At 74.9% G+C, this 26,466-nt stretch carries 21 protein-coding genes; 11 read left to right on the top strand and 10 right to left on the bottom strand.

The genetic code is table 11. From position 1 onward, the window contains the following. The first annotated feature begins 48 nt into the window (after positions 1–48). Both IE316_RS11930 and IE316_RS11935 read left to right on the top strand, forming a co-directional pair. Positions 49–765, top strand: a complete 717-nt coding sequence (locus IE316_RS11930; protein WP_190204235.1) for an alpha-ketoglutarate-dependent dioxygenase AlkB family protein — start codon at positions 49–51, stop codon at positions 763–765. 36 nt (positions 766–801) lie between these two features. Further along, the gene (locus IE316_RS11935) at positions 802–2,040 is read left to right on the top strand and encodes an ROK family protein (RefSeq protein WP_190204236.1); all 1,239 of its coding nucleotides are present in this window, start codon (positions 802–804) and stop codon (positions 2,038–2,040) included. A gap of 193 nt (positions 2,041–2,233) precedes the next feature. Here the strand turns inward: IE316_RS11935 and IE316_RS11940 are convergent, their stop codons facing one another. Together IE316_RS11940 and IE316_RS11945 are read right to left on the bottom strand one after the other, a co-directional pair. Further along, positions 2,234–2,767 (bottom strand): ATP-binding protein, encoded by a 534-nt coding sequence (locus IE316_RS11940; RefSeq protein WP_190204237.1) that lies wholly within the window; start codon positions 2,765–2,767, stop codon positions 2,234–2,236. A 183-nt stretch (positions 2,768–2,950) separates the two neighbouring features. Further along, positions 2,951–3,250, bottom strand: coding sequence for a hypothetical protein (locus IE316_RS11945; protein ID WP_190204238.1), 300 nt, complete (start codon positions 3,248–3,250; stop codon positions 2,951–2,953). A gap of 348 nt (positions 3,251–3,598) precedes the next feature. Here IE316_RS11945 and cds1 point away from each other — a divergent pair, with 348 nt between their 5' ends. Further along, entirely contained in the window at positions 3,599–4,732 is a 1,134-nt protein-coding gene (cds1, locus tag IE316_RS11950) for an L-cysteine desulfhydrase Cds1 (protein ID WP_190204239.1), read from the top strand. A gap of 127 nt (positions 4,733–4,859) precedes the next feature. Here the strand turns inward: cds1 and IE316_RS11955 are convergent, their stop codons facing one another. After that, complete coding sequence (locus IE316_RS11955; protein WP_190204240.1) at positions 4,860–5,717, bottom strand: DeoR/GlpR family DNA-binding transcription regulator; 858 nt, start codon at positions 5,715–5,717, stop codon at positions 4,860–4,862. Positions 5,718–5,985: 268 nt separating this feature from the next. Here IE316_RS11955 and IE316_RS11960 point away from each other — a divergent pair, with 268 nt between their 5' ends. Then, positions 5,986–8,394, top strand: a complete 2,409-nt coding sequence (locus tag IE316_RS11960) for a hypothetical protein (protein ID WP_229910349.1) — start codon at positions 5,986–5,988, stop codon at positions 8,392–8,394. On the opposite strand, the gene IE316_RS11965 is transcribed toward IE316_RS11960, so the two are convergent. From IE316_RS11965 to IE316_RS11980, 4 genes are all read right to left on the bottom strand, one after another. Further along, positions 8,364–10,802: a right-handed parallel beta-helix repeat-containing protein gene (locus IE316_RS11965; protein WP_190204241.1), complete on the bottom strand. Its 2,439-nt coding sequence runs from the start codon at positions 10,800–10,802 to the stop codon at positions 8,364–8,366. The genes IE316_RS11960 and IE316_RS11965 overlap by 31 nt on opposite strands. Positions 10,803–10,957: 155 nt before the next feature. Next, complete coding sequence (locus IE316_RS11970; RefSeq protein ID WP_190204624.1) at positions 10,958–11,563, bottom strand: Rv1733c family protein; 606 nt, start codon at positions 11,561–11,563, stop codon at positions 10,958–10,960. Positions 11,564–11,778: 215 nt separating this feature from the next. Then, a complete protein-coding gene (locus tag IE316_RS11975; protein WP_190204242.1) occupies positions 11,779–12,606 on the bottom strand; it encodes an MOSC domain-containing protein in 828 nt (275 codons plus the stop codon). Between the two features lie 42 nt (positions 12,607–12,648). After that, positions 12,649–13,089 (bottom strand): DUF6643 family protein, encoded by a 441-nt coding sequence (locus IE316_RS11980; RefSeq protein WP_190204243.1) that lies wholly within the window; start codon positions 13,087–13,089, stop codon positions 12,649–12,651. 251 nt (positions 13,090–13,340) lie between these two features. Between IE316_RS11980 and IE316_RS11985 the strand changes: the two genes are divergently transcribed. Beyond that, positions 13,341–14,663, top strand: a complete 1,323-nt coding sequence (locus IE316_RS11985) for a TerD family protein (RefSeq protein ID WP_190204625.1) — start codon at positions 13,341–13,343, stop codon at positions 14,661–14,663. A gap of 13 nt (positions 14,664–14,676) precedes the next feature. Here IE316_RS11985 and IE316_RS11990 read toward each other — a convergent pair whose 3' ends face one another. Beyond that, complete coding sequence (locus IE316_RS11990; RefSeq protein WP_373311162.1) at positions 14,677–15,870, bottom strand: glycosyltransferase; 1,194 nt, start codon at positions 15,868–15,870, stop codon at positions 14,677–14,679. Positions 15,871–15,909: 39 nt separating this feature from the next. On the opposite strand from IE316_RS11990, the gene IE316_RS11995 reads away from it, so the two are divergent. Both IE316_RS11995 and IE316_RS12000 read left to right on the top strand, forming a co-directional pair. Next, positions 15,910–16,695 carry a glutamate racemase gene (locus tag IE316_RS11995; RefSeq protein WP_229910350.1) on the top strand — a complete coding sequence of 262 codons (786 nt, stop codon included), beginning with the start codon at positions 15,910–15,912 and terminating at the stop codon, positions 16,693–16,695. 86 nt (positions 16,696–16,781) lie between these two features. Further along, positions 16,782–17,327 carry a hypothetical protein gene (locus IE316_RS12000; RefSeq protein WP_190204246.1) on the top strand — a complete coding sequence of 182 codons (546 nt, stop codon included), beginning with the start codon at positions 16,782–16,784 and terminating at the stop codon, positions 17,325–17,327. 71 nt (positions 17,328–17,398) lie between these two features. On the opposite strand, the gene IE316_RS12005 is transcribed toward IE316_RS12000, so the two are convergent. Then, complete coding sequence (locus tag IE316_RS12005; protein ID WP_229910351.1) at positions 17,399–18,385, bottom strand: O-antigen ligase family protein; 987 nt, start codon at positions 18,383–18,385, stop codon at positions 17,399–17,401. A 262-nt stretch (positions 18,386–18,647) separates the two neighbouring features. On the opposite strand from IE316_RS12005, the gene lnt reads away from it, so the two are divergent. The 4 genes from lnt to IE316_RS12025 all read left to right on the top strand — a co-directional run bounded on the left by lnt (position 18,648) and on the right by IE316_RS12025 (position 23,837). Then, positions 18,648–20,261 (top strand): apolipoprotein N-acyltransferase, encoded by a 1,614-nt coding sequence (gene lnt / locus IE316_RS12010; protein WP_190204247.1) that lies wholly within the window; start codon positions 18,648–18,650, stop codon positions 20,259–20,261. Between the two features lie 68 nt (positions 20,262–20,329). Then, complete coding sequence (locus IE316_RS12015; protein ID WP_190204248.1) at positions 20,330–20,809, top strand: NUDIX hydrolase; 480 nt, start codon at positions 20,330–20,332, stop codon at positions 20,807–20,809. Between the two features lie 55 nt (positions 20,810–20,864). Continuing rightward, positions 20,865–21,665, top strand: a complete 801-nt coding sequence (locus IE316_RS12020; RefSeq protein WP_190204249.1) for a 3-hydroxybutyrate dehydrogenase — start codon at positions 20,865–20,867, stop codon at positions 21,663–21,665. Positions 21,666–21,830: 165 nt separating this feature from the next. Next, positions 21,831–23,837 carry a helix-turn-helix domain-containing protein gene (locus IE316_RS12025; protein WP_190204250.1) on the top strand — a complete coding sequence of 669 codons (2,007 nt, stop codon included), beginning with the start codon at positions 21,831–21,833 and terminating at the stop codon, positions 23,835–23,837. Positions 23,838–23,928: 91 nt separating this feature from the next. Here IE316_RS12025 and IE316_RS12030 read toward each other — a convergent pair whose 3' ends face one another. Next, the gene (locus IE316_RS12030) at positions 23,929–25,305 is read right to left on the bottom strand and encodes an MFS transporter (RefSeq protein ID WP_190204251.1); all 1,377 of its coding nucleotides are present in this window, start codon (positions 25,303–25,305) and stop codon (positions 23,929–23,931) included. Between the last annotated feature and the right edge of the window lie 1,161 nt (positions 25,306–26,466).

Here is a 26,466-nt window from a genome sequence, read left to right on the forward strand (position 1 = left end):
CAGGCTAGCCGAGCCGCAGGTCGGGCCCGGTCGGGCAGGATGGCGGGCATGGACGCCGAGCTGTTCCCCAGGGCCCGTACCACCGTCGCACCCGGTGCCGTCCACGTCCCCGACTGGCTGGACCCCGCGGAGCAGCGCGAGCTGCTCGACGCCTGCCGGCAGTGGGCGCGCCCGCCTGCGGGACTGCGGACCGTGCGCACCCCCGGCGGCGGCACGATGACCGCCCGGCAGGTCTGCCTCGGCCGGCACTGGGGGGTCGTGCCGAAGTGCCCCGCCTGCGGGCGAGCCGTACGGGACAACCCGGACTGCCCCGGCCGGCACGAGTACCCGTACGCCTACTCCCGCACCGCCGTCGACGGCGACGGCGCCCCGGTCAAGCCGTTCCCCGCCCGGCTCGGCGACCTGGCCCGCCGCGCGGTCGCCGACGCGCTGGGCGGGCCGGCCCCGGCGGCGTACGACATCGCGCTGATCAACTTCTACGGCCCCGGCGCCCGCATGGGCATGCACCGCGACAGCGACGAGGACGCGGACGCCCCCGTGGTCTCACTGAGCCTCGGCGACACCTGCGTCTTCCGGTTCGGCAACACCGAGACCCGGACCCGCCCCTGGACCGACGTCGAGCTGCGCAGCGGCGACCTGTTCGTGTTCGGCGGGCCCGCCCGGTTCGCGTACCACGGCGTACCCCGGGTGCACCCGGGCACCGCGCCGGGGGAGTTGGGGCTCACCGGGCGGCTCAACATCACGCTGCGGGTCAGCGGCCGGTAGACCCGCCGCCCCCGCGACCATGGGAGACTCACCTCCATGAGCGGCAAGGCGGACCCACGGAGGGCGGGGGACACGGGCACCTCCAGGACGAAGCTGGACCGGGGACGCGGTGCTCTCGGGCCCGCCCTGGAGCTGGTGCACACCGGACGCGCCCCCACCCGCGCCGTCCTCACCGCCGAACTCGGTGTGACCCGGGCGACGGCCGGCGCGGTCGCCGCCGAACTGGAGGCGCTCGGCCTGATCCGGGTCGACGCCCGGCCCGGCGCCGCCGCCGGTTCCCAGGGCCGCCCCTCGCACCGGCTCCAGCTCGCCGAGGACGGCCCCGTCGCCCTCGCCGCCCAGGTGCACGCCGACGGCTACCGCGCGGCCCTGGTCGGACTCGGCGGCCGGATCGTCGCCACCACCCCCGGCTGCGAGATCGTCGACGCCGACCCGGCCAAGGTCCTCGCCTCGGTCGTCGAGGCGGGCGCCGACCTGCTGCGCCGCACCGGACGGCGCTGTGTCGGCGCCGGACTCGCCGTGCCCTCGGCGGTCGCCGAACCGGAGGGCCTGGCGCTGAACCCGCTGCACCTGGCCTGGCCGGTCGGCGCCCCCGTCCGGCAGATCTTCGCCGAGCAGGTGCGCGCCGCCGGCCTCGACGGCCCCGCCTTCGCCGCCAACGACGTCAACCTGGCCGCGCTCGCCGAACACCGGCACGGCGCCGGGCGCGGCGCCCGCGACCTGCTGTGCGTGGCCACCGGCCACCGGGGCGTCGGCGGCGCCCTGGTCCTCGACGGCCGTCTGCACTCGGGCAGTTCCGGCCTCGCCCTGGAGGTCGGCCACCTCACCGTCAACCCCGACGGCCGCCCCTGCCACTGCGGCAGCCGGGGCTGTCTGGACGTGGAGACCGACCCGCTGGCCTTCCTCACCGCCGCCGGACGCGAGCCGGGCCCCGAGGTCTCCCTGCTCCAGCAGTCCATCGACCTGATCCGCGGCCACTACGCCGACCCGGCCGTGCGCGCCGCCACCGAGGCCCTCATCGACCGGCTCGGCCTCGGTCTCGCCGGGCTGGTCAACATCCTCAACCCGGACCGCATCATCCTCGGCGGACTGCACCGCACCCTGCTGGACGCCGACCCGGAGCGGCTCCGCGCGGTGGTCGCCGACCGCAGCCTGTGGGGCCAGAGCGGCAGCGTGCCCATCCTCGCCTGCACCCTGGACCACAACAGCCTGGTCGGCGCCGCCGAACTGGCCTGGCAGCCGGTCCTCGACGACCCCCTCGCGGTCCTCGGCTGAACCGCCCCGGCCGCGCCACCGCTGTCGTACGACGGCCTGGGCCCCTCTCCGGCGGCACCCTCGACCCGCTCTCCGCGCCCGCCGGCGAGCAGTTCGGCCGTACGGCGGCCAGGGGCGGCCCCGCGTCGGCCGGGGCCGCCGGCCCGGGCCGGCGGCCCCGTACCCCGTGGACGGGGAAGGGGTCACCGCCCGGTCAACCGGCAACGGCCGAGCGGGCGGGAGCGGGTCGCGCCCCGCGCGGGTCCGCCCCGCGGCCGGCCGGGGCGAACGCGTCGGCGGGCACCTCCTCCACCACCCGCCGCGGCGGACGCGCGGAGCGCGACGGCAGGTGCGCAGGGGTGGAGAGCGTGAACCAGACGACCTTGCCGGACTCGCCGTCCGGCCGGGCCCCCCAGCTCTCGCTCATCGCGGCCACCATGGACAGGCCGCGCCCACGGGTCGCGAGCGGATCGGCGTCGTCCACCACGGGAAGACGCGGATCGTGGTCGCGCACCGAGACCGTGACCCGGTCGGGCAGCAGCTCGATCCGCACGGTGCACGTCTTGTCGGGACGCGCGTGGAGGTGGACGTTGGTGAGCAACTCCGTCACACCGAGCACCGCCCGGTCGATCAGAGGATCCAGATGCCAGTAACGCAACTGCGCAGAGACGATTCTGCGGACCTGGCCGATCCGCGACGGCAGGGCTTGCAGCTCCACCGCGCAGTGCCTGCTTGGGTGACTGATCACGGCTGCGACTCCCCGACATAGAGGTCCGGAAGAACACGGAGTACGGATCCAGCAGGCGCTCGTGTCACACCACCGCCCGCTGTCCTGGCCGGCGGGCTGGTTCGCAGCGTTGTCGCCGGTAAACCCAGAGTGACGTGAGACCAGCGTGGCGCACGGGGTGAGGTGCCGCAACTCACGGACATCTCAGCCGTCGGAGGACGGGACGTGCCGCTCACCGCCGGGGCACGCCGGTATCCGGCCCCCGGCGGCGGACCGGCGCCGCACTGCCCGCGCCGCCCGCGCCGGGGCGCTCTCGGCCCCGGCGCCGTGATCGCCCGGGAGGGCGGTCCCGCCGCCGTGACCGCCCGGCGAGTCGACCCGGTTGCCGTGACCGCCCGGCACGTCGCCCCCGCCATCGCCGATCCGGACCTGTCCCGCCCGGGTCGGTGAGCGCAGCCGCTCGTCCCCGCGTACCCCTCGGGCGGTGAACTCCGGGTCCGCCATGCGCCGCCGTCCCCTCGCGCGTCGGTGTGCCGGACCGGGCTCAGGGGGGCCGGTACCGGCTCGTGTCGTGCTGTCCGTGGATGCCTCCGTGGCGGGACTTGGTCCCATCCGCTGTGCAGTCTGCCCGCCCCCGCCGCCCGGCACCAGTACGCGCGGGGGCCTTCCACCGAGCCCGGGGACCTCGCGCGAATGCGCCCCCCGATGCGCCCTTGTACCCCGTCGCAGGGCCTTCCCTTTGAGCCACCCAAAGAAGTGTTTATGCAGGTGAGAAGCGTGCGCCAGGTGCTTATGATCGGAGGTGCCGGTCGCGCGACGCGCCGTCGGCGCGCAGAGCGAAGGAGCCCCGCCGTGAGCACCCCCCAGCCCCTTTCGACCGGCCTCACCCTCGACGTCGACCGCAGCGACGCCGCCTACCGGGCGTGGCTGAAAGAAGCCGTCCGCAAGGTCCAGGCCGACGCCAACCGCTCGGCCGACACGCACCTGCTGCGCTTCCCGCTCCCCGAGCCGTGGGGCATCGACCTGTATCTGAAGGACGAGTCGACCCACCCGACCGGCAGCCTCAAACACCGCCTCGCCCGCTCCCTGTTCCTCTACGGACTGTGCAACGGCTGGATCCGGCCGGGCCGTCCGGTCATCGAGGCGTCCAGCGGTTCGACGGCCGTGTCCGAGGCGTACTTCGCCAAGCTGATCGGTGTGCCCTTCATCGCCGTGATGCCGCGCACGACCAGCGCCGAGAAGATCCGCCTGATCGAATTCCACGGCGGGCGGTGCCACTTCGTGGACGACTCCCGGAAGATGTACGAGGAGTCCGCCCGCCTCGCGGCCGAGACCGACGGCCACTACATGGACCAGTTCACCTACGCCGAACGCGCCACGGACTGGCGCGGCAACAACAACATCGCCGAGTCGATCTTCCGCCAGTTGCAACTGGAGCGGTTCCCCGAACCGGCGTGGATCGTCGCCACGGCCGGCACCGGCGGCACCTCGGCGACGCTCGCCCGTTACATCCACTACATGCAGTACGACACCCGCGTCTGCGTCGCCGACCCCGAGAACTCGTGCTTCTTCCACGGCTGGACCACCGGCGATCCGGACGTCACCTGCGAGGGCGGCTCCCGCATCGAGGGCATCGGCCGGCCCCGGATGGAACCCAGCTTCGTGCCGGGCGCCATCGACCGGATGATGAAGGTGCCGGACGCCGCGAGCGTCGCCGCCGTACGCGCCCTGGAGCGGGCCATCGGCCGCCGGGCGGGCGGCTCCACGGGGACCGGGCTGTGGAGCGCGCTGAAGATCGTCGCCGAGATGGTGGCCGAGGGGCGCCGGGGCAGCGTCGTCACCCTGCTCTGCGACCCGGGCGACCGCTACCTCGACAAGTACTACTCCGACACCTGGCTCGCCGGCCAGGGCCTGGACATCACGCCGTACACGGCCGCCGTGGACCATCTGCTGCGCACGGGCGAGTGGCCGGAAGGACTCGGCTGACACCCGGCGGACGGCGGTCCGACACGGCGACATGGCGGTCCGGCGCGGCGGCACGGAAGTCCGGCGCGGCGGGCGCCGACGGGGGCGGTGGGCGGCGGCGGAAGCGGCTGGCGCCGGCGGATCCGGCTCAGCCGGTCTCGTCCGGCCCGCCCGCCGCGGCGGTTCGGCCGGTCTCCTCCGCCTCCCCCGCCACCACCACCCGCAGATGCTCCGCGACCTCCGCGCGTGCCTCCTCGGGCAGCCCCGCATCCGTCACCAGGGTGTCCACCTGATCGAGGGACGCGAACGAACTCAGGCCCACCACACCCCACTTGGTGTGGTCCGCGATCACCACGACCCGCCGCGCCGACTGCACCAGCCGCCGGTTGGTCTCGGCCTCCGCGAGGTTCGGCGTGGACAGCCCGGCCTCCGCCGAGATGCCGTGCACGCCCAGGAACAGCACGTCGAAGTGGAGCGCCGCGATCGCCTGGTCGGCCACCGGCCCCACCAGCGAGTCGGACGGGGTGCGCACCCCGCCGGTCAGCACCACCGTCGCCGTGCCCGGCCGCACCCCCGCGCTGCGCTGCGCCGCGTGGAACACATCGGCCACCCGCACCGAGTTGGTCACCACCGTCAGATCCGGCACCTCGACCAGCCGGTGCGCCAGCGCGTACGTCGTCGTGCCGCCCGACAGCGCGATCGCCGCGCCCGGCGCGACCAGTTCGGCCGCGGCCCGCGCGATCTCCTCCTTGGCGGTCGGCTCCAGGCCCGACTTGGCCTCGAACCCCGGCTCGTGCGTACTGGCCTCGACCACCGGCACCGCGCCGCCGTGCACCTTCTCCAGCACGCCCTGCCGGGCCAGCGCGTCGAGGTCGCGGCGGACCGTCATGTCCGACACGCCGAGCTTGCGGGTCAGCTCGTTGACCCGGACACCGCCCCGGCGCCGCACCTCGTCGAGGATCAGGGCCCGCCGCTGCTCCGCGAGGAGGTTCTGATTCTCGCTCACGTACGCTCCGGTCCTTTCGCCGCAAAACCGCCCGACACGCCCGGCACACCCGCTGCCACGAGGGCGTTCGCCCGCTCCGGTGCGCCGACGTCTCATCCTCGCACGCCCCGTCGCGCACCGCGCCACCGCCTTCGCGTCACGCACCGGTCACCCCCGCGCCCCCCGCCCGTCACACGGTTCGGGGAGATTCCGTGCGAGCGGGTGTACGCCGTGCGCAGAACCGCCATCCTGGTGCCCGCAGCACACAGCCGACGGCGCGTCACGGGGGATGGGCGAGACAGTGGAACAGGCGCACGCACAGGCCACGGGGGACACGGACACCCGGCACGACCCCGGCCCACGGCCCGACAGCACCGGCACCGCCCTGGAACTCCTGGTGCACGGAGTGGGCGGCGCCACACCGGGGGAGATGCTCGACGACCCGCGCACGGTCCGGGTCACCGGCGACGACATCGCGGCCGTCTTCCGGCGCACCGAGGACGCCGACGCCGAGTCCCGCCCCGCGGACTACCGGGACAAGCCGGTGCCGGAGGCGTACGTCTGGTGCAACCTCACCTCCGGCAACGGCACCCGCGCCCTGTGGCTGCTGCTCCTGCCGTTCATGGTGGCCAACCTCGCCCACTGGATGCGGCCCGCCGCCGAGGGCCGCCGCCCGGCGCGGCTGTACGGGCTGCTGGTCCGGCTCTGCGGGCTGACCCTGACGGTGCTGCTGACCGCCGCCGCCTGCGAGGTCGCCCTCGACCTCGCCGCCTGGCAGTGCGCGGGCACGCGCGCGTGCGCCGACCGCCACTCCTGGCTGGGCTTCCTCGCGCCGGCCGGGCCCGACGCCGGATGGTGGAGCCTGCCCGGGCGGCGCCTCGCCCTCGCCGCCGCGGTGCCCGCCGCCCTCGTCGGCCTGCTCTGGTACCTCTCCCTGCGCACCTGGCGCGCGTACGAGTCCCAGCGGCCCCTGGAACACGACCCGGAGCCCGACGAGGCGAGCGGCCGCACCGCGCTCGGCCGGCCCGGATTCTGGTACGGGCGCCGCCTGGTGGCCCGGCTGCGCGCCGCGCACACCGCCGCCGGGCTGCTCACCGTAGCCGTCGCCGTCGCCGCGCCGGCGGCCCGCTTCGACCACCGGCCCGGCGGCCCCGCCCTCCTGGACGCCCTCGGTTGGCTGCTGGAAGCGGCGCTGGCCGTCTGCGGCGTGGCCGTGGTGACCGTCGTCTGCCGCCGGGGCCGCGGCGAACGGCGCCTGGACCGCCGGCTCGACCGCAGGCTCGTACGCCGGCTCCCGCTCGCCGCCCTGGCCCTGCTGCTGCTCGCGCTGCCGTACGCGGGCTGGGCCCGCCCGGGGTGGGCCTCCGCCGGGCGGCTGCCGGTCGAGCACGCCTTCGGCGCCCTCGCCCTGGTGCAGGGCGCCCTCGTCATCGCCCTCGCCGTCGTCGCCCACCTGCTGCACCGCACCGGCTCCGACCCGCGCACCGCCATGCGGGGCCTGGGCGGGCCCGCCGTCGCCATGCTGGCCTGCGCCCTGGGCGGCGTCATGTCCGGCGGCGTCGCCCAGCGCGTGTCGGACTGGCTGGACGGCACCGGCACCTCCCTCGCCGGGCCCCCGGTCCTGCTGACCTGGCAGGCGTCGGTGATCCCGCCGCTCCTCCTGGTCGTCCTCGCGCTGTGCGCGCTGCTCGCCCGCGCCACCTGGCGCACCGCCCGCGCCGAACGCGCCGCCGTGGCCGCCGACCACCCCGAAGGGCCCGGCGACCCGGCACGCACCCGCCGGATCGCGACCGTCCGCGCGATGGCCGGCCTCACCGACCGCGCCCCGCTGCTGATCGCCGTCGTCTCCGCCGCCACCTTCGTGCTGGGCGCCGGCGCCCTGGCCGGCGCGTTGGCCACCGGCCGCACCCCGGCGCACGCCGCCGAGGGGACGTACCCCCTGGTGCACGGTGGCGCGCAGACCGCGCAGGCGCTGGGCTCCTGGCTGATCGGCCTCGGGTTCATACTGTTCGTCACCTTCGGCCGCCGCGCCTACAAGGACGCCTCCGCGCGGCGCACCATCGGCATCCTGTGGGACGTCGGCACCTTCTGGCCGCGCGCCGCCCACCCCTTCGCGCCGCCCTGCTACGCCGAGCGCGCGGTGCCCGACCTGACCTGGCGGATGGCCACCTGGACCCGCGCCACCGGCGGGCGGCTGGTCATCTCCGGCCACTCCCAGGGCAGCGTCCTCGCTGCCTCGGCGGCCTGGCAGCTCGCACCGTCCGACCGGGCCCGCGTCGCCCTGCTCACCTACGGCTCCCCGCTGGAACGCCTGTACGGCCGCTGGTTCCCGGCCTACTTCGGGCCCGCCGCCCTCGCCTCGCTGCACCAGGAGGTCGACTGCTGGCGCAACCTGTACCGGCTCACCGACCCCATCGGCGGCCCGGTGCGGCTGCCCGGCGAGTGCGGCCCCGCCGTCGACCGGGCGCCCCTGAAGGACCCCCTCGCCTACGGCCGCACCGCACTGCATCCGCTGCCCTCGCCGATCCTCGGGCACTCCGACTACCAGGCCGACCCGGCGTTCGCCGAGGAGCGCGAGCGGCTGCTGGCCCGGCTGCGCCCCGGGCTGCCCGCGCCCCGCCCCGGCGGCGACGGGCCGGGCACGGTACCGGCCGCCGACGGCGGGCATCAGGGCTGCGCGGGCAGGTCCTCCGCGTAGAGCAGGGTCAGGTCGTCGGTGCTGGGGTCGGCGACCTGCGCGACCCGGCTGGCGTGCCGCTCCACCATCGCCTCGAAGGTCTGCCGCGCGGTCCGGCCGTTGCCGAACGCCGGGCCCTTGGGCAGGGCCGTGAAGTACTTCAGCAGCGCCTCGGACGCGCCCGGCGCCAGCCGGTACTCGTGCTCCTCGGCCTGCTGCTCCACGATCCGCAGCAGCTCCTCGGGCCCGTAGTCGCCGAAGGTGATGGTCCGTGAGAAACGGGAGGCCACGCCCGGGTTGACGGACAGGAACCGCTCCATCTCGGCCGTGTAGCCCGCGACGATCACCACGACCGCGTCGCGGTGGTCCTCCATGAGCTTCACCAGGGTGTCGATGGCCTCCTTGCCGAAGTCCCGGCCCGCGTCCTCGGGGGAGAGCGCGTACGCCTCGTCGATGAACAGCACACCGCCACGCGCCCGTTCGAACGCCTCCTGGGTGCGGATCGCCGTCGAGCCGATGTGCTCACCGACCAGGTCGACCCGGGAGACCTCCACCAGGTGGCCGTTCTCCAGGACGCCGAGGGAGGCCAGGATCTCGCCGTACAGCCGGGCCACCGTGGTCTTGCCGGTGCCGGGGGAGCCGGTGAAGACCAGGTGCCGCTTGACCGAGGCCGCCTTCAGGCCCGCCTCCTGGCGGCGCCGGCCCACCTCGATCATGTCGATCAGGGCGCGCACCTCGCGCTTGACGCTGTCCAGGCCCACCAGGGCGTCCAGTTCGCCGAGCACGTCCTGGGAGGAGCGGGCCGGCCCGGCGGGCGGCGCGGCCGGGACGAGGGGCTCCTGCTCGGTGCTGCGCTGACCGGGGATCGAGCCCAGCAGCCCGGTGGAGCGGCCGACCGTCTCCACGGCCGTCTCCCGGACGGGCGGCGTGCGCAGGCTCGCGCTCTCGTCGCTGGTGCACTCCTCCACCAGGGGACCGGCGTCCGGGCCCGCCTCGGACCCGCCGTCCGCGAACTCGTACCCGCCGCGGGCGCACCGCTCGGTGCGGCACTTCTTCAGCGTCGTACGGCAGTTGTCTATGACGTGGAAGCCGTAGCCGCCGCTGCCCGTCACCCGGCAGCCCAGGAAGCTGCCCCGGCCCCCGGCCGACACGTACACCCCGGCCTCGGCGGGGGAGTCGATCACGCACCGCTCGATGGTGGGGTCGGCGCCCTTGGTGACGATCACGCCGGTACGGGTGCCGTCCACGGTGCAGTTGTTCAGGGTGCCGCCGCTGCCGTGGTCGCGGAACCAGGCGCCGGTCGCGGCCTCGCGGATCCGGCAGTCGTCGAGCTGGGCGGTGGCGCCGTCGCTCACCGACACCGCCGTGTTGCGCACCTGGGTCAGGTCGCTGTCGACGACGTCCGCGCGGGAGCCGCGGTCCAGCACGAACAGGGCGTCCGGCACGTCGTGCACCCGGCAGGAGTCCAGGACGGCGGTGGCGCCGTCGCTGACCCAGACGGCCGGGTAGTCGCCGGTGCTGTCGAAGATTTCGCACTGGTTGGCGTCCACCCGGGTGCCCGGGTCCCACACCGACAGGCCGTTGCGCCCGAACTGCCGCACGGTGGTGCGGGTCAGCGTCAGGACCGAGCGGGAGCGCAGGTCGACCGCGTTCTCCGGGATGTCGTGGATGCGGCAGTCGGCGAGGGTGAGCACCGCGTCGGTGTCGAGCGTGACGCCGTCGGCGGTGGTGCGGTGCACATCGCAGTCGGTGAGGTGGGCGGTGGCCCGGGCGGTCACCTGGACGCCGCTGCCCCGCACCTCGTACACCTCGCAGCCCACGGCCTCCAGCGCGGAGCCCTCGCCGGTCACCGTCAGCCCCGAGCCCGCCGCGTGGTGCACCCGGCAGCGCTCCAGGCGGGGGTGGCCGCCGGAGCGCACCGCGACACCGGCCTGGCCGGCCGCGACGACCTCGCACTCCTCGAACACCCCGCCGCCGCCGTCGACCACGGCGATGCCGACGCCCGCCGGGTTGTCGACGGTGCACCGCCGCGCGGTCGGCCGGGCGCCGCCGCGCACCTCGATGCCGGCCGCGGACCGGGTGACGACCCGGACGTCCAGCAGTTCGGGCGTGCCCTCCTCGACCAGCACGGCCGGGGCGGCGGCGTCCTGCCCCTCCACGTGCAGGTCCTGGACCACGGCCGAGGCGCGCACGGTGAGCGGCACCCCGTCCGCCGGCGCGATCCGCACCGAGCCGTGGGCTCCCTCCGGCCCGCGGAGCGTCACCGCGCGCTGGACGACGAGATTCTCCCGGTAGGTACCCGGGGCGATGGTGAGCACGTCACCGTCCGCCGCGGCCTCCAGGGCGGCGGCGAGCGATGCGTACTCACCCGTGCGGCGCCGCCACCGCGACGTGCCGGTGTGCGTCACCTGGACCGTGCCCTGTGCCATGGTGTTGCTCTGCCCCCACCTCGTCGTACTGCTGGCCCGGTCGCCGCCGGGATGTCCCTGCGGCCCGTCCACGCGCGGGTCGTGCCGGAACGGATGCCGGCCGGCTCCACCGTAGCGCGCGTGCGGAGTGCCGGTTGACCGGAGACGGAAGCCGGTCAGATGCCGGTGCCGGTCCGCCCCCAGTCCGGGCCCGCCCGGTCCCATGCCTGGTCCCACCGCGCGTACCGGCGCCGGACCATGCGCCAGACGATCAGCCGCCGGGCGCCCTCGGTCAGCCCGGCGGCGGCCAGGGTGGCGCCGAACCCGGCGAGGACGGCGTGCGTGGTGGCGGTCGCGGTGTCGAGCGGACGGGCCACCAGCCGTCCGTGCGCGTCGGTCCATATCGCGAAACGGTCCCCGGCGTGCGGGGCGGCCAGGCCCGCCAGGAGCGGCCCGCGGTGCCCGGTCCCGTCCGGGGCCGTCCAGTCGGCGAGGACGCGGCTGCGCAGGTCTCCCGCGGCGGCGTTCTCCGGGTCGGCGTCCAGCGGGGAGCGGTCCAGTTCACGGACGACGGTGGCCGTCACCCGGTGGTGGGTCACGCGCTGGTCGCGGACGGACCGCTCCAGGGCGTCGCCGGCCGCGCCGCCCACCAGCACACCGGCCACGGGCGCGGCCAGCACCATCAGCACCAGGGCCACCAGGGCCACCCATGCCTCGGCCAGATCGGTCGTGCGGCGCAGCGGATTGTGCCGCCAGCGCCAGAGTCCCCCGATCGCCCGCACCGTCCGCACCCCCTTCCCGCTCCGTGATAACCCCCGTCGGAGCAGCGCACGCGCGGGTCCGCAGAAGAGAGAGCGAGATCACCTCCGGACGGACCCCGCCCGCGCCCTCGCGGATCTCTCGTGCACTTCTCCCGCGATGCCAACGCGCGGGCCCCCGGGGAGGGTTCCCGGCCGGGGGCGACGCGGATCACCCCACGCGGATCACCCCACGCAGATCACTCCACGACGGTGAACGGATCGCCGACGCGGATCGTGCCGCGGGAAAGCGGCACCAGGTTCTGCCCGAAGACCAGCCTGCCGTCGCGGCGCCGGTGCCGGCCGAGGGTGTGCAGGGGCTCCCGGCCGCGATCGGCGGTGCCCTGGTCGGTGGTGGTGACCACGCACCGCCCGCACGGCTTGGCGACCCGGAAGGCGACCTCCCCGATGGTGACGCGCGACCAGGTGTCCTCGGCCCACGCCGCGGTGCCCGACACGACCACGTTCGGCCGGAACCGGTCCATGGGCAGCGGGCCCTCGTCCGCGTGCTCCCCTTGCGCGATCAGGGAGTTGAGGGCGTCGAGGGAGGCGCTGGTGGTGAGCAGCAGGGGGAAGCCGTCCGCGAGGGAGACCGTCTCGCCGGGCAGCGCGTACGCCGGGTCGACCGGGCGGCGCGTGGCGGGGTCGTCCAGGTACACCAGACGGACGTCCGCGCCGGCGTGCGCGCTGCACCAGGCGTGCGCGGCCGGGTCCTCGGCCGGCACCACCTCGACCTTGTCGCGGAACAGCTCCACCGTGACCGTCCCCCCGGACGGCGGGACCGGCACGGTCAGCGGCTCGGCCCCGGGCGCGGACAGCCGCAGGCCGCCGCCGGGCAGCGGCTCGGCGGCGGCCAGCGCCAGACGTGGCCGCTGGCGCTGTGTGACGACCTTCCCCCCGTCGTCGACCAGCATCCACCGGCGGTCTCCGGCCAGTCCCCAGGGCTCCACGACGGCCTCCTGGGGTGCCGGACCCCGGAACGCCTTGACCGGATGGATGTGGATCGACTGCAGTCGTTCGTTCCCCATGCGCCCATCGTGCCAGGTGGCACCGACAGCCGGGGATGCGGCTCAGTAGCCGCGGTACTGCTGGTTGTTGTACGGGTCCTGGTACGGCGCCGGCGCGGGCCGGGGCGCCGCGGGGCGCATCGCCTCGTACCCCGCCGGGGCGGGCGCCGCCGGGCGCGGCTGCTGCGGCTGCTGGGGGCCGGGGTAGCCGCGGGGCGCGCTCGCCTGCTGCGGGATGTACGGGGCGGGGGCCTGCTGCAGCGGGGCGGGCTGCGGCGCCTGCTGCGGGTAGCCGTAGGCGGGCTGGGCCGGGGCCGCCGGGAGGGCGGGCAGCGCCGAGGGGAGCGCGGGCAGGTGGCCGCCCGGAGCGTCGTAGGCGGCGGGGACCCGGATCGGGGCGATCTGCGGGGTGCCCCGCTCGGCCACGAGCGAGTCGTAGATCGGGGTGTCCGGGAAGGAGGCGGAGTAGTAGCCGCCGCCATAAGTGGAGCGGGGGGTGGTCATGGCACATAAGTTAAGCCCACGATGTGCTGGTTGGGGAGACCGATAAGAGGGTTGTTTTCCGCGTCGGCAGTGACCTTGGACCCTCAATGCGAGCGAACTTGACGAAAAAGGGCATGCCAGAGTTGTGATTTTCTGGTAAGGGCCAAGTTCCGGGCGGGTTACGGGCGGTGGACCAGGCCGGGCGCGGCAGAATTGACGGACCGCCGGGACCCGGCCCGGCCTGCCGACACCTGATGGGGGCGGACATGTCAATGTCGAAAGGGGCCAACACCCCGGTGCCGACCACGGCGCTGCGCGTCGAACTGGGGTGGACTTCCGGACCCGGTGTCCCCGACGCGGACGCCTCGGCGCTGCTGCTGGTGAACGGAAAGGTCCGCTCCGACGCGGATTTCGTTTTCTACAACCAGCCGGCGCACTCCTCCGGGGCGGTGCGGCACGAGGGCAAGCGCGACGCCGGCGGCCGGGTCACCGACACCCTGCTCGTCGACCTCGCGCGCGTGGAGCCCGCGATCGAGACCGTCATCGTCGCCGCCTCCGCCGACGGCGGGTCGTTCGGGCAGGTCCCCGGCCTCTACATCGAGGTCCGGGACGCGGACCGGGGGACGGTGGCGGCCCGCTTCGACAACCCGGGGGCGACGGTCGAGACGGCCTTCGTGCTCGGCGAGTTCTACCGCCGCCAGGGCGCCTGGAAGTTCCGTGCCGTGGGGCAGGGCTACAGCAGCGGGCTGGAGGGCCTGGCCACGGACTACGGGATCACGGTGGACGAGCCGCAGGCGGCGGGGGCCCCGGCGGTACCGCCCCCCGCCCCGGCGCCCGCCCCCGCTCCCGTTGCCCCGCCCGCTCCCGTCGCCCCGGCCCCGGCCTCCGCCCCCGGCACGCCGACCGGCACCCCGTCCGCCCCGTCCGCCCCGGCCTCCGCTCCGCCCGCGCAGCCCGTGCGGCTCACCAAGGTGACGCTCACCAAGGCGGCGCCCTCCGTGTCGCTGACGAAGCAGGGCGGCACCTCCGGCGCCCTGCGGGTGAACCTCAACTGGGAGGTGCGCAAGCAGTTCTCCGGCTGGGCGCGCAAGCTGGGCCGCCCCACGGCCCTGCACAGCGACCTCGACCTGGACCTGTGCGCCCTGTACGAACTGGCCGACGGCAGCAAGGGAGTCGTCCAGGCGCTCGGCAACGCCTTCGGTGCGCTGCACCAGCCCCCGTACATCCACCTCGACGGCGACGACCGCACCGGTGCCGTGTCGACCGGCGAGAACCTCACCGTCAACCTCGACCACAAGCAGGCGTTCCGCCGCATCCTGGTCTTCGTCACCATCTACGAGGGCGCGCGCTCCTTCGCCGACCTGCACGCCACGGTCACCCTGCAACCGCAGTACGGCGCCGCCATCGACTTCTCGCTCGACGAGTGCACGGTCCCCTCGACGGTCTGCGCCCTCGCCCTGATCACCAGCACCGGCAGCGACCTGGTCGTCCAGCGCGAGGCCCGCTACCTGGTGCCGCAGCGCGGGGTCAGCCCCCAGCGGACGGTCGACCAGGCGTACGGCTGGGGGATGAACTGGACCCCCGGCCGCAAGTGACCCGCCCCGGCCCTCACACCTCGTCGGCCACGGCGTCCGGACGCGCGTAGGTGCGGCCCTTCCAGGCCGCGCCCCGCCCCCGGTAGTGCCGCACCGCCGAGTCGACCGTCATCAGCAGGTACAGGAACGCGGTGAACGGCAGCAAGGGCGCCAGCCACAGCGGCTGCCGGTAGTAGCGCAGCATCGGCAGGTACGTCCCCGCCATCACCAGCCAGGCCGACCCGCCGAGCACCGCGCCCGCCGCGCTGCCGGCCACCGCGCCCGCCACCAGGGCGACGGGCGGCACCAGGTACACCAGGGCCAGCCCGAGGACCGTGCCGGCGAGCAGCAGGGGGTTGTGCCGCAACTGGGCGTACGCGCTGCGCGCGACCATCCGCCACAGGTCGCCCAGGCGCGGATACCGACGCACGCTGTCCACCCGGTCGGCCAGCCCCAGCCAGATGTGCCCGCCGCCGCGCTTGACGGCCCGGGCGAGCGCCACGTCGTCGATCACCGCGTGCCGGATGGCGTCCGGGATCCGGGCCCGCTCGGCCGTCTCGGCCCGCAGCAGCACGCAGCCGCCCGCCGCCGCGGCCGTCCGCGACCCCCGCCGCGCGATCCACCGGAACGGGTAGAGCTGCGCGAAGAAGTAGACGAAGGCCGGCACGACCAGCCGCTCCCAGACGCTCGCGACCCGCAGGTGCGCCATCTGCGAGACGGCGTCGAAGCCGCCGGTACGGGCCGCCGCCACCAGCGTCCGCAGGCTGTCCGGGGCGTGGGCGATGTCGGCGTCCGTCAGCAGCAGGTACTCGGGCTCACGCGCGCGTGCCAGCGCGATGCCGTGCCGGACCGCCCACAGCTTGCCGGTCCAGCCCGCGGGCGGCTCGCCGGGCGAGGACACGGTCAGCGGCAGCCCGCCCCGGCCGCGGGCCAGCTCGCGCGCCAGGTCCCCGGTGCCGTCCGTGCTGCCGTCGTCGACGAGGAAGACCTCCGCCCGCCCCGGATAGTCCTGGGCGAGCAGCGAGGGCAGGCTGTCCGGCAGCACCGCCGCCTCGTCCCGGGCCGGCACGACGACGCACACGGTCGGCCACGCGTCGGGGTCCCGGCGGGGCGGCAGCCTGACGTCGGTGCGCCAGAAGAAGCCCTGCAGGAGCAGCAGCCACAGCCAGGCGGCGAGCGACACGGCGGCGGACCAGACGACGGCGATCACATGCGCAGTCTGCCCCACCGGACCGGCCCCGCGCGGCCCATCGACTATCGTGGCCGGGTGAAGATCGCGCTCATGGACTCCGGAATCGGTCTGCTGGCGGCCACCGCCGCGGTACGGCGTCTGCGGCCGGACGCCGATCTCGTGCTCTCCCTCGACCCCGACGGCATGCCCTGGGGCCCGCGCACCCCCGAGGACCTCACCGGACGCGCCCTGGCCGTCGCCGAGGCCGCCGCCGCCCACCGTCCGGACGCCCTGATCGTGGGCTGCAACACCGCCAGCGTGCACGCGCTGCCCGCCCTGCGCGCCCGGCACGAGCCCGGGCTGCCGGTCGTCGGCACCGTGCCGGCGATCAAGCCGGCCGCGGCCGGTGGCGGCCCGATCGCCATCTGGGCGACGCCCGCCACCACGGGCAGCCCCTACCAACGCGGGCTGATCGAGGAGTTCGCCGACGGCGTGCCGGTCACCGAGGTGCCGTGCTGGGGACTCGCCGAAGCCGTCGAGCACGCGGACGAAACCGCGATCGACGCCGCCGTCGCGGCCGCCGCCGCGCTCACCCCGGAGGACGTAACGACCGTCGTCCTGGGGTGCACCCATTACGAGCTGGTCGCCGAACGCATCCGGGCCGCCGTGCGGCGCCCCGGCCGTCCGCCCGTCGTCCTGCACGGCTCGGCCGGCGCGGTCGCCGCCCAGGCGCTGCGCCGTGTCGGCGCCCGGCCCGCTCCCGGCGCCCCGGCCGAGGGCGGCCTCACGGTGCTGCTCAGCGGACGCGAGGGCGCGCTGCCCGCACCGGCCCTGGCGTACGAGGAAGGCAAACTGCTGCGCGCGGTCACCCCCGCGGGCTGACCGCCCGGCGGCCGGTGGTCCGGTCGGCGCAGTCACCCTCCGCAGTGCGGTACGCGCGGAGCGGAAACGTGAGTAACCTCTTAGCCATGAGGGACCACCGCCATGGCGAGCACGCTCCCCACCCCGACGTCTGGACCGGCCGGGCCACCAACCGGGTCCAGTGGCTGCTGGCGCTCGTCGGCGCCGCCTGCCTGGCGCTGGGCATCGCGCTGGCCGTCGACTCCGCCTGGGAGTCCGGCATCGCCCCGCTGGCCATGGCGGTCGTCGGCTGCATCGCGGCCGGCCTGCTGGTCCTCTTCGGCACCCTGGCGTTCGTCCACGTCGCGCTGAAGGTGGACCGGGAGTGCCTTGAGGTGCGCTGCGGCCACATCGGCGTCCCGCGCCGCCGCATCCCGCTGTCGCATGTCGCCGGCGCCGAGTTCGCCCCCCTGGTCACCCCCCGTCACTGGGGCGGCTGGGGGTACCGCTGGCGGCCCGAGAAGGGCACCGCCGTGGTGGTCCGGCGCGGCGAGGGCGTGGTCCTGCGCCTGTGGGACGGCCACACCTTCACGATCACGGTCGACGACGCGGAGGCGGCCGTACGGATCATCAGGGACCGGCTGCGGCCCACGGCGCCGGGCACGGTGTACTGACCGGCGAGCACCGGAGCCACCGTCGTCGTGGTGCGTGCGGCCGGGCGCCTTCGGCGCGTCGACACGGCCCTTCACGCCCCCCGTCGTGCCGTTTCGTCCCGGAGCGGGCGGGCCGTGGCCAGGCCCGCGAGCAGTCCGGCGCCCACCGAGACCGCGGTGAAGCTGAGCGCGTTGCCCACCGCGGCGAACGCCGCCAGCGCCGTGAGCGCCACACCGGCCGTCAGCGCGACGGGCGTGGCGCGCGGCGAGCGCGACAGGGCGTACAGCACCCAGCAGAAGGCGGCACCCAACAGGACGACTCCCACGACCCCCTGTTCGGCCGCCGCCTGAAGGGGCGCCGAATGCGGTTTGCCGTCCGGCAGCGAGAGCCGGACCGCCGTCGCGCTCAGCTCCCCGAACCGCCCGGGACCCACCCCCAGGCCGGCCTCCGCGCGGGCCATCGCCACCGCGTCGCCCCACAGCCCGACACGGTGGGCCGGCAGCCGGTCCTCCACCACGGCACCCGGCCCCTTTGGCAGCCTGCCCTCCGCCACCGCCCAGGGCAGCGCGGTCACCAGCGCCCCGGCCAGACCGAGACCGGCGACGGCCGGGCCCCGGCGGCGCACCCGGCCGGCGGCGAGCGAGCACAGCAGCACCCCGGCCGCCGCGACGCACCCGACGGCCGAACCCAGGGCCGCCGCCGTCGCCGCGATCCCCGCCGCCAGCAGCCACAGCGCGCACCGCGCGGCCGGCGCCAAGCTGCCCCAGGCCGCGCAGCACGCGGCACCCGCCGACAGGGCCAGCAGCGCGGCGGTCGCCCCGGCGTGCCCGAGCGGGTCGGTGATCCGCGGACCGGGCGCGAGATGCGGCACCGCCACCGTCAGCCCGGCCCCGGCCAGCGCGGCGGCACCGGGCGCGGCCACCGGCAGCAGCGCGCCGCAGATCCGCCCCACGGCGTACCCGGCGGCCACCGCGAGCACCGCCAGCAGCACGCCCTCGGGGCGGCCGTGCCGGGCGGCGGCCGTGACCAGGGCCCAGACGGCACAGCTCCCGAGGACCAGCACCCCCGCCACGTCCACAGCGCCACGTCCGTCACCGCCGGCCCGCGTCCCGGCCGCCGACGTCACCCCCGTGGAACCCACCGCGTCCCCCGTCCCCCAGTCGTCCCCCCGGACCGGCGGCACCCACCGCGGGGCGCAGCCGGGACTCCGGCTCACCGTAACGGCTGGTGGCCGGTTCGGGGACGGGCCGTGCACGGCTCCGCCCGAGCGACGCGGCAGCCGTCGGGGGCGGCACCGGCCGTCCTGTCGGCCCCGAGGTCACGCGCCGTAGACTCCCGGGGTGACCGTCACCGCACCATCCGTCGGCGGGCCGGACCGACTGGAGCCGGAGACCGCGCCCAGGGCGCGCGCCGCCCGGCTCGGGCGCCGCCTCCTCCCGGCCGCCGCGGCAGCGCTCTCCGGAGTACTGCTCTACGTCAGCTTCCCGCCGCGCACCCTGTGGTGGCTGGCCCTGCCCGCCTTCGCCGTCCTCGGGGCGGTGCTGCGCGGCCGGAGCTGGAAGGCGGGCCTCGGCCTCGGCTACCTCTTCGGCCTGGGCTTCCTGCTGCCGCTGCTGGTGTGGACCGGCGTGGAGGTCGGCCCCGGGCCCTGGCTGGCGCTGGCCGCGATCGAGGCGGTCTTCGTCGCCCTGGTCGGCGCGGGCGTGGCCGCGGTCTCCCGGCTCCCGGGGTGGCCGGTGTGGGCGGCGGCGCTGTGGACCGCCGGGGAGGCCGCACGCGCGCGCGTGCCGTTCGAGGGCTTCCCCTGGGGGAAGATCGCCTTCGGTCAGGCGGACGGTGTCTTCCTGCCGCTCGCCGCGGTCGGCGGCACACCGGTGCTCGGCTTCGCCGTCGTCCTGTGCGGCTTCGGCCTGTACGAGGCGGTCCGCCTGGCCGTCGCGGCCCGGCGCACCCGGACCGTGCGGCGGGGCGCCGCCGCCGTCGCCCTGCTGAGCGTCGCCGTCCCGGTGGCGGCCGCCGTCGCCGCCCGGCCACTGGTCAGCGCCCGGGCCGAGGACGGCTACCGGACCGTCGCCGTCGTCCAGGGCAACGTCCCCCGCGCGGGGCTCGACTTCAACGCCCAGCGCCGCGCGGTGCTCGACCACCATGTGCGCGAGACCGAACGGCTGGCCGCCGAGGTCGAGGCCGGCCGGGTCGCCCGGCCCGACCTGGTGCTGTGGCCGGAGAACTCCTCCGACATCGACCCGTTCACCAACCCCGACGCCCGCGCGGTGATCGACCGGGCGGCCCGGGCGGTCGACGCCCCGATCTCGGTCGGCGGGGTCGTGGAGCGCGACGGCAGGCTCTACAACGAGCAGATCCTCTGGGACCCCGACAAGGGCCCCGTGGACACCTACGACAAGCGGCAGATCCAGCCGTTCGGCGAGTACCTGCCGCTGCGCTCGCTGATCGGGGCGATCAACGGCGAGTGGACGTCGATGGTCCGCCAGGACTTCAGCCGGGGCCACGAACCGGGCGTCTTCACCATGGACGGCGCCCGGATCGGCCTCGTCACCTGCTACGAGGCCGCCTTCGACTGGGCGGTGCGCTCCGAGGTCACCGACGGCGCCCAGTTGATCTCCGTCCCCAGCAACAACGCCACCTTCGACCGCAGCGAGATGACCTACCAGCAACTCGCCATGTCGCGCGTCCGCGCGGTCGAGCACAGCCGGACCGTCACCGTGCCGGTGACCAGCGGCGTCAGCGCCGTCATCCTGCCCGACGGGACGATCACCCAGCGGACCGGCATGTTCGTCGCCGACACCCTGGTGCAGAAGGTGCCCCTGCGCTCCTCACGGACGCCCGCCACCCGGCTGGGCACCGCACCCGAGATCGCCCTGCTGCTGGTCGCCGCGGGCGGACTGGGCTGGGCGGTCGGCGCGGGCGTGCGCGGGCGCCGCGCCGGTGCCGGGTAGCCGTACGCCCTCCGTACGCCCGGTGGACCTGACCGGCGGCACACACCGGGCCGGTTAAGGTCGGGCGCATGGCTACTCCCGACTTCATCCGCGAACTGCGTGCCTCGGCCGGACACCAGTTGCTGTGGCTCCCCGGAGTCACCGTCGTCGTCCTCGACGACGAGGGCAGGGTGCTGCTGAACCGGCGCTCCGACAACCGCCGCTGGTCCCTGATCGGCGGCATCCCGGAGCCCGGCGAGCAGCCCGCCGCCTGCGCCGTGCGCGAGGTGCTGGAGGAGACCGCCGTACGGTGCGTGGTCGAACGGGTCCTCAGCGTCCAGGCGCTGGACCCGGTGACGTACGAGAACGGCGACGTCTGCCAGTACATGGACATCACCTTCCGCTGCCGGGCCGTCGGCGGCGAGGCCCGGGTCAACGACGACGAGTCGCTGGAGGTGGCCTGGTTCGCGGTGGACGCGCTGCCGGACCTGGGCGAGTTCGGACGGGCCCGGATCAAACAGGCGCTCACCGACGCACCCACGTGGTTCGACCCCACCGGTACCGGCTGAACTGTAGGGCGTGCCCATATGGGGTGCCGGGCCGGCGCTGCCTAGGGTCGGCCTCATGACCTCGCCCAGCGTCCTCCCGGCCCCCCACGCCCTCCCGCTCGACCTCGGCGGCCGCACCGCCCTCGTCACCGGCGCCGCCGGTGGCATCGGCCGTGCCTGCGCGCTGCGGCTGGCCGCCGCCGGAGCCGAGGTCAGAGCGGTCGACCGGGACGCGGCCGGCCTCGACGCCCTGGCCGGGGACGCCGGTGACCTGCCCGGCACCCTCACTCCGCAGGTGCTGGACCTCACCGACCTGGACGCCGCCGAGCGCAGCGCCGCGGGCGCCGACATCCTCGTCAACAACGCCGGGCTCCAACTGGTCCGGCCCCTGGAGGAGTTCCCGCCGGACGTGTTCCACACCGTCCTCACCGTGATGCTGGAGGCCCCCTTCCGCCTCATCCGGGGCGCGCTGCCGCACATGTACGGGCAGGGCTGGGGCCGCATCGTCAACATCTCCTCCGTGCACGGCCTGCGCGCCTCCGCCTACAAGTCGGCTTACGTGGCCGCCAAGCACGGCCTGGAAGGGCTCTCCAAGACCGCCGCCCTCGAAGGCGCCGCGCACGGCGTCACCTCCAACTGCGTCAACCCCGGTTACGTCCGCACCCCTTTGGTGGAGAAGCAACTCGCCGACCAGGCCCGGACGCACGGCATCCCCGAGGAACGCGTGCTGACCGAGGTACTGCTGCGGGACAGCGCCGTCAAACGTCTCATCGAACCGGAGGAGGTCGCGGAGGCGGTGGCGTACCTGTGCGGACCGGGGACGTCGTTCGTGACCGGCACGTCGCTGGTGCTGGACGGAGGGTGGAGCGCGCACTGAGGCCGGAGGGCGGGAGCCTCGATTCCGCGAGGCCGCTGCCGCATCCCGGCCCGCCGAAGCCGTCCCGGAGCGGCCGTATCGTTTCTCCACAGCCGCTGCCGGCCTCGCCGTGCGGGTTTTCCACAGGGGTGACGAGGCGGCCGGGCGATGGGTGATCCTGTGCACATGCCTCGCGATCACGTGCAACACGTCGAGCGTTCCGCCCACGGTGCCGGAGCGCCGGCCGGTGACCCCGGGTTCGCGCCCGCCGTCCCACCGAGCCGTGGCGCCGGCCCGGAGCCGGACCCCGCCACCGAGACGCCGTTCCTGGAGCTGCTCGCCCGGGGCGCGTCCGCCGAGGCGTACGAGCAGCCGGTGCTGCTCGCCCGCGCCGAAGGCTGGTCCGCCGACCGGATCGCGGCGCTGGAGCGGGCCAAGGCGCTCGCGCTGCGGGTGCGCGCGGAGCTGGAGGGGCGGCGGCGCCGGGAGGCCGAGCTGTCCGCGCTGTTCGAGACCGCCCACGACCTCGCCGGGCTGCGCGACCTGGACGCCGTGCTGCGGGCCATCGTGCAGCGCGCCCGCTCCCTGCTCGGCACGGACGTGGCCTACCTCAGCCTCAACGACCCGGCGCGCGGCGACACCTACATGCGGGTCACCGAGGGCTCGGTCGCCGCCCGCTTCCAGCAACTGCGGCTCGGCATGGGCGAGGGGCTCGGCGGCCTGGTCGCCCAGACCGCCCGCCCCTACGTCACCGAGGACTACTTCAACGACGACCGCTTCCGGCACACCCGCACCATCGACACCGGTGTGCGCGACGAGGGACTCGTGGCCATCCTCGGTGTGCCGCTGATGCTCGGACACCATGTCATCGGGGTGCTGTACGCCGCGGACCGGCGGGCCCGGGTCTTCGAACGGGAGCAGATCGCCCTGCTCGGCTCCTTCGCCGCCCTCGCCGCGGCGGCCATCGACAGCGCCAACCTGCTCGCCGAGACCCGCTCGGCCGTCGCCGACCTGGAGCACGCCAACGAGATCATCCGCGACCGCAGCGCGGTCATCGAACGGGCCTCCGACGTCCACGACCGGCTCGCCGAACTCGTCCTGCGCGGCGGCGGTGTCCACGACGTCGCCGCCGCCGTCTCCGAAGTCCTCGACGGCACCGTCGAGTTCGCCGAGGCGGCCGTCGCACCGTCGCGGGCCCTGGAGGCGTCCCGCACCGACGGACACGCGGTCCGGCACCGCGACGACTGGGTCGCGGCCGTCACCGCCGGCGGCGAACTGCTCGGCGCGCTGGTGCTGCGCGGCCACCCCGGCCTCGACCCGGTCGACCAACGCACCCTGGAACGCGCGGCGATGGTCACCTCCCTGCTGCTGCTCGCCCGGCGCTCCGCCGCCGAGGCCGAACAGCGGGTCCGCGGCGAGCTGCTGGACGACCTGCTCGACGCCCGCGACCGCGACCCGCGCCTGCTGCGCGAGCGCGCCCGGCGGCTGCGCGCCGACCTCGACACCACCCACACCGTGCTCGCCGCCCGCCTCGACGGCCCGGCCGCCGACGCCGGCCAGGCGGCGGACGCCCGCAGACGCCTGTGGGCCGCCGCCTCCCACCTCGCCGCGACCGGGCAGGGCCTGGCCGCCGCCCGCGACGGCGGCACCGTCCTGCTGCTGCCCCTCGGACCCCGGGACACCGCCACCGACGTGGCCCGCCGCACCGCCCGGCAGCTCGGCACGGCCGTCCACGAGACGGTCACCGTCGGCGCCTCCGCCCCGGTCGGCGATCTCGCCACCCGCCCCGAGACCGTGGCCGCCGCCTACACCGAGGCCCGGCGCTGCCTGGACGCCCTGCGCCTGCTGGGCCGCTCCGGGGACGGCGCCGCCGCCGAGGACTTCGGGTTCCTGGGGCTGCTGCTGGCCGGCGACCGGGACGTCGCGGGGTTCGTCGAACGGACCATCGGCCCGGTCGCCGCGTACGACGAGCGGCGCGGCACCGACCTGCTGCGCACCCTCGACGCCTACTTCGCCTGCGGGATGAGCCCCGCCCGCACCAAGGACGAGCTGCACGTCCATGTGAACACGGTGGCGCAGCGCCTGGACCGCGTCGGCCGCCTCCTGGGCGACGACTGGCAGAGCCCGGCCCGCGCCCTGGAGATACAACTCGCCCTCAGACTCCACCGCCTGTCGGCACCGACACGGCACTGACCCCGGTACGCGCGGGCGTACGGGGCCGGTGCCGGGGCCCGATGCCGGCGGCGGGGTCAGGGGCGGCGGGCGTCCGGCGGCGCGGACGGGGTCAGACGCGGCGGGCGTCGGGCACGGGTACGGCGGCCGGTTCGCGGTGTCCGTCGCCGGGGGCCACCTCCGTCAGGTCGCGGTGGCGGGTCTCCTTCGCCGCCAGTACGGCGACGACGGTCAGCACGGCCGCGGCGATGACGTACAGGGAGATCGGGACGGAGCTGTCATGGGCGTCCAGCAGCGCGGTGGCGATCAGCGGCGCGGGCGCGCCCGCCGCGACGGAGGCGAACTGGGCCCCGATGGAGGCGCCCGAGTACCGCATCCGGGTCGCGAACATCTCGGAGAAGAAGGCAGCCTGCGGCGCGTACATCGCCCCGTGCAGCACCAGTCCGACGGTCACCGCGAGCAGCAGGGCACCGAAGCCACCGGTGTCGATCAGCGCGAAGAACGGAAACATCCACAGACCGACCCCGGTCGCGCCCACCAGGTACACCGGGCGGCGCCCGACCCGGTCCGACAGGGCGCCCCACGCCGGGATGACCGCGAAGTGCACGGCGGAGGCGATGAGGACCGCGTTCAGCGCGGTCTGCTTGGAGACACCGGCGGAGGTGGTGGCGTAGACGAGGATGAAGGCGGTGACGACGTAGTAGCTGATGTTCTCCGCCATGCGCGCGCCCATGGCCACCAGCACATCGCGCCAGTGGTCGCGGAGCACGGAGACGAGCGGCAGCCGTTCGCGTTCGGCCGTGCGCGCCTCCGCCTGCGCCAGCGCCTGCTTGAACACCGGTGATTCATCGACGGAGAGCCGGATCCACAGACCGACGATCACCAGCACACCCGAGAGGAGGAACGGGATGCGCCAGCCCCAGTCCTGGAACGCGGCGTCGGACAGCACGGCGGTCAGCAGCGACAGCACCCCGGTCGCCAGCAACTGCCCGGCGGGCGCCCCGGTCTGCGGCCACGACGCCCAGAAGCCGCGCCGGCGCGCGTCGCCGTGCTCGGAGACCAGCAGCACCGCCCCGCCCCACTCGCCGCCCAGCGCGAAGCCCTGCACCAGCCGCAGCACGGTGAGCAGGACGGGGGCGGCGGTACCGATGGTGGCATGGGTGGGCAGCAGACCGATCGCGAACGTGGCACCGCCCATCAGCAGCAGGCTCAGCACCAGCAGCCTCTTGCGCCCCAGCCGGTCACCGTAGTGCCCGAACACCAGCGCACCCAGCGGCCGGGCCGCGAACCCGACCGCGTACGTCAGGAACGACAGCAGCGTGCCGACCAGGGGATCGGAGCCGGGGAAGAACAGCTTGTTGAACACGAGGGCCGCGGCGGATCCGTAGAGGAAGAAGTCGTACCACTCGATGGTGGTGCCGATGAGACTGGCGGCGACGATGCGCTTGAGGTTGTTCGGAGCCGGTGGAGCGGTTGCGGGCGACGACATCGGCACCACTTCCTGGGGTGTGACGGGGACGATTGCGTGTCGCCACACGTTAGGAACCCGCAGGTCAGAGACGTATGTGGTGGGACGCCATAGTTCGGGGGACGGCTATGCGCGCAGCCACCATGCCGGGGCGGGGGAGAGGCGGTCCGGGGGCCCGAGAGTGGTAGAGACCACTGCTGTCCGATGCGCGTAGTTGGGGGTGTTTTGACGGTGCGGTGCTGACTCCCGTGCTGGTTCGGTGCTGACTGAAAGCCCATGTCAGCACCCGTCTTCGACCGTCCCGTGCTGACTTGGTGCTGACTACGCTGCGTTGAACTCGGACAATCGAGGCTGATCACCTCGCCGTCGCGGCTGGAGGTGACCGGGCTGAAAGGTGACGTTGGCTTCGCCGCTTGGGCTCTGCAGAGGGAAGGGCGCGGTTGCGTGCGGCGCGCGTTCGTCTGCTGGCGGTGTGGCGCGTGGGCATCTGGGTGACGCACGTTGTCCTTGACGCGGCGGGAGGAGCTCGGTGAGCTGTGCCTCCGGCGTGTGCTGGCACCACATGGCACAGGTTGTAAAGACCGTCTTTGGGCGTCCACGCCAGTCCAGGGCGGGCGCGTAATAGCAGGTCAGAGCGTCGCGGTCCGAGGGAGTCAACGTAGTTGGTGACAGACGTGTGAGAGCGCCGTGAGAGCGGGCGAGCCGCGAAGCTCCACCGGGAGCCATCGCGACGGGGGCTCTTCCCGGAGTCGTGGGACGACGAAGCCTCACCGGAGCGATCCGGTGAGGCTTCGTCGTGTAGTCATCTGCGTCGGCGTGCACGATGCGGTTGGTGCGTCATGCAGTCCGTGTTTCTGCGACGCTTTCTCTGGCACGCTTGTTTGCAATCGCACACATTGGGTGGGGTCCGTAATCCAGAAGCCTGATCAGAAGGTCCTGTATGACCACTCCGCGGAGAGAAGCGCGGTGGGTCGCCCGAAAAAGCCTGACGGGCCTCTGTGCGCTGGAAGTCCGTGACAGATGAGGCCCCCGTCGGATGGTTCCGGCGGGGCCCCTGTCTTCTGTACTGGCTTGCAGGGCGGTGGATGGCGGGGCTAGCTCCGTCCCTGTTTGCAGTTCTGTGCTGGCAAGCAATCGTGGCAATAGCTGAAGGTCAAGGGGCTTCTTCGGTGTGGATGCACC

The sequence above is a fragment of the Streptomyces fumanus genome, from assembly GCF_014655295.1.
Classification (GTDB): domain Bacteria; phylum Actinomycetota; class Actinomycetes; order Streptomycetales; family Streptomycetaceae; genus Streptomyces; species Streptomyces fumanus.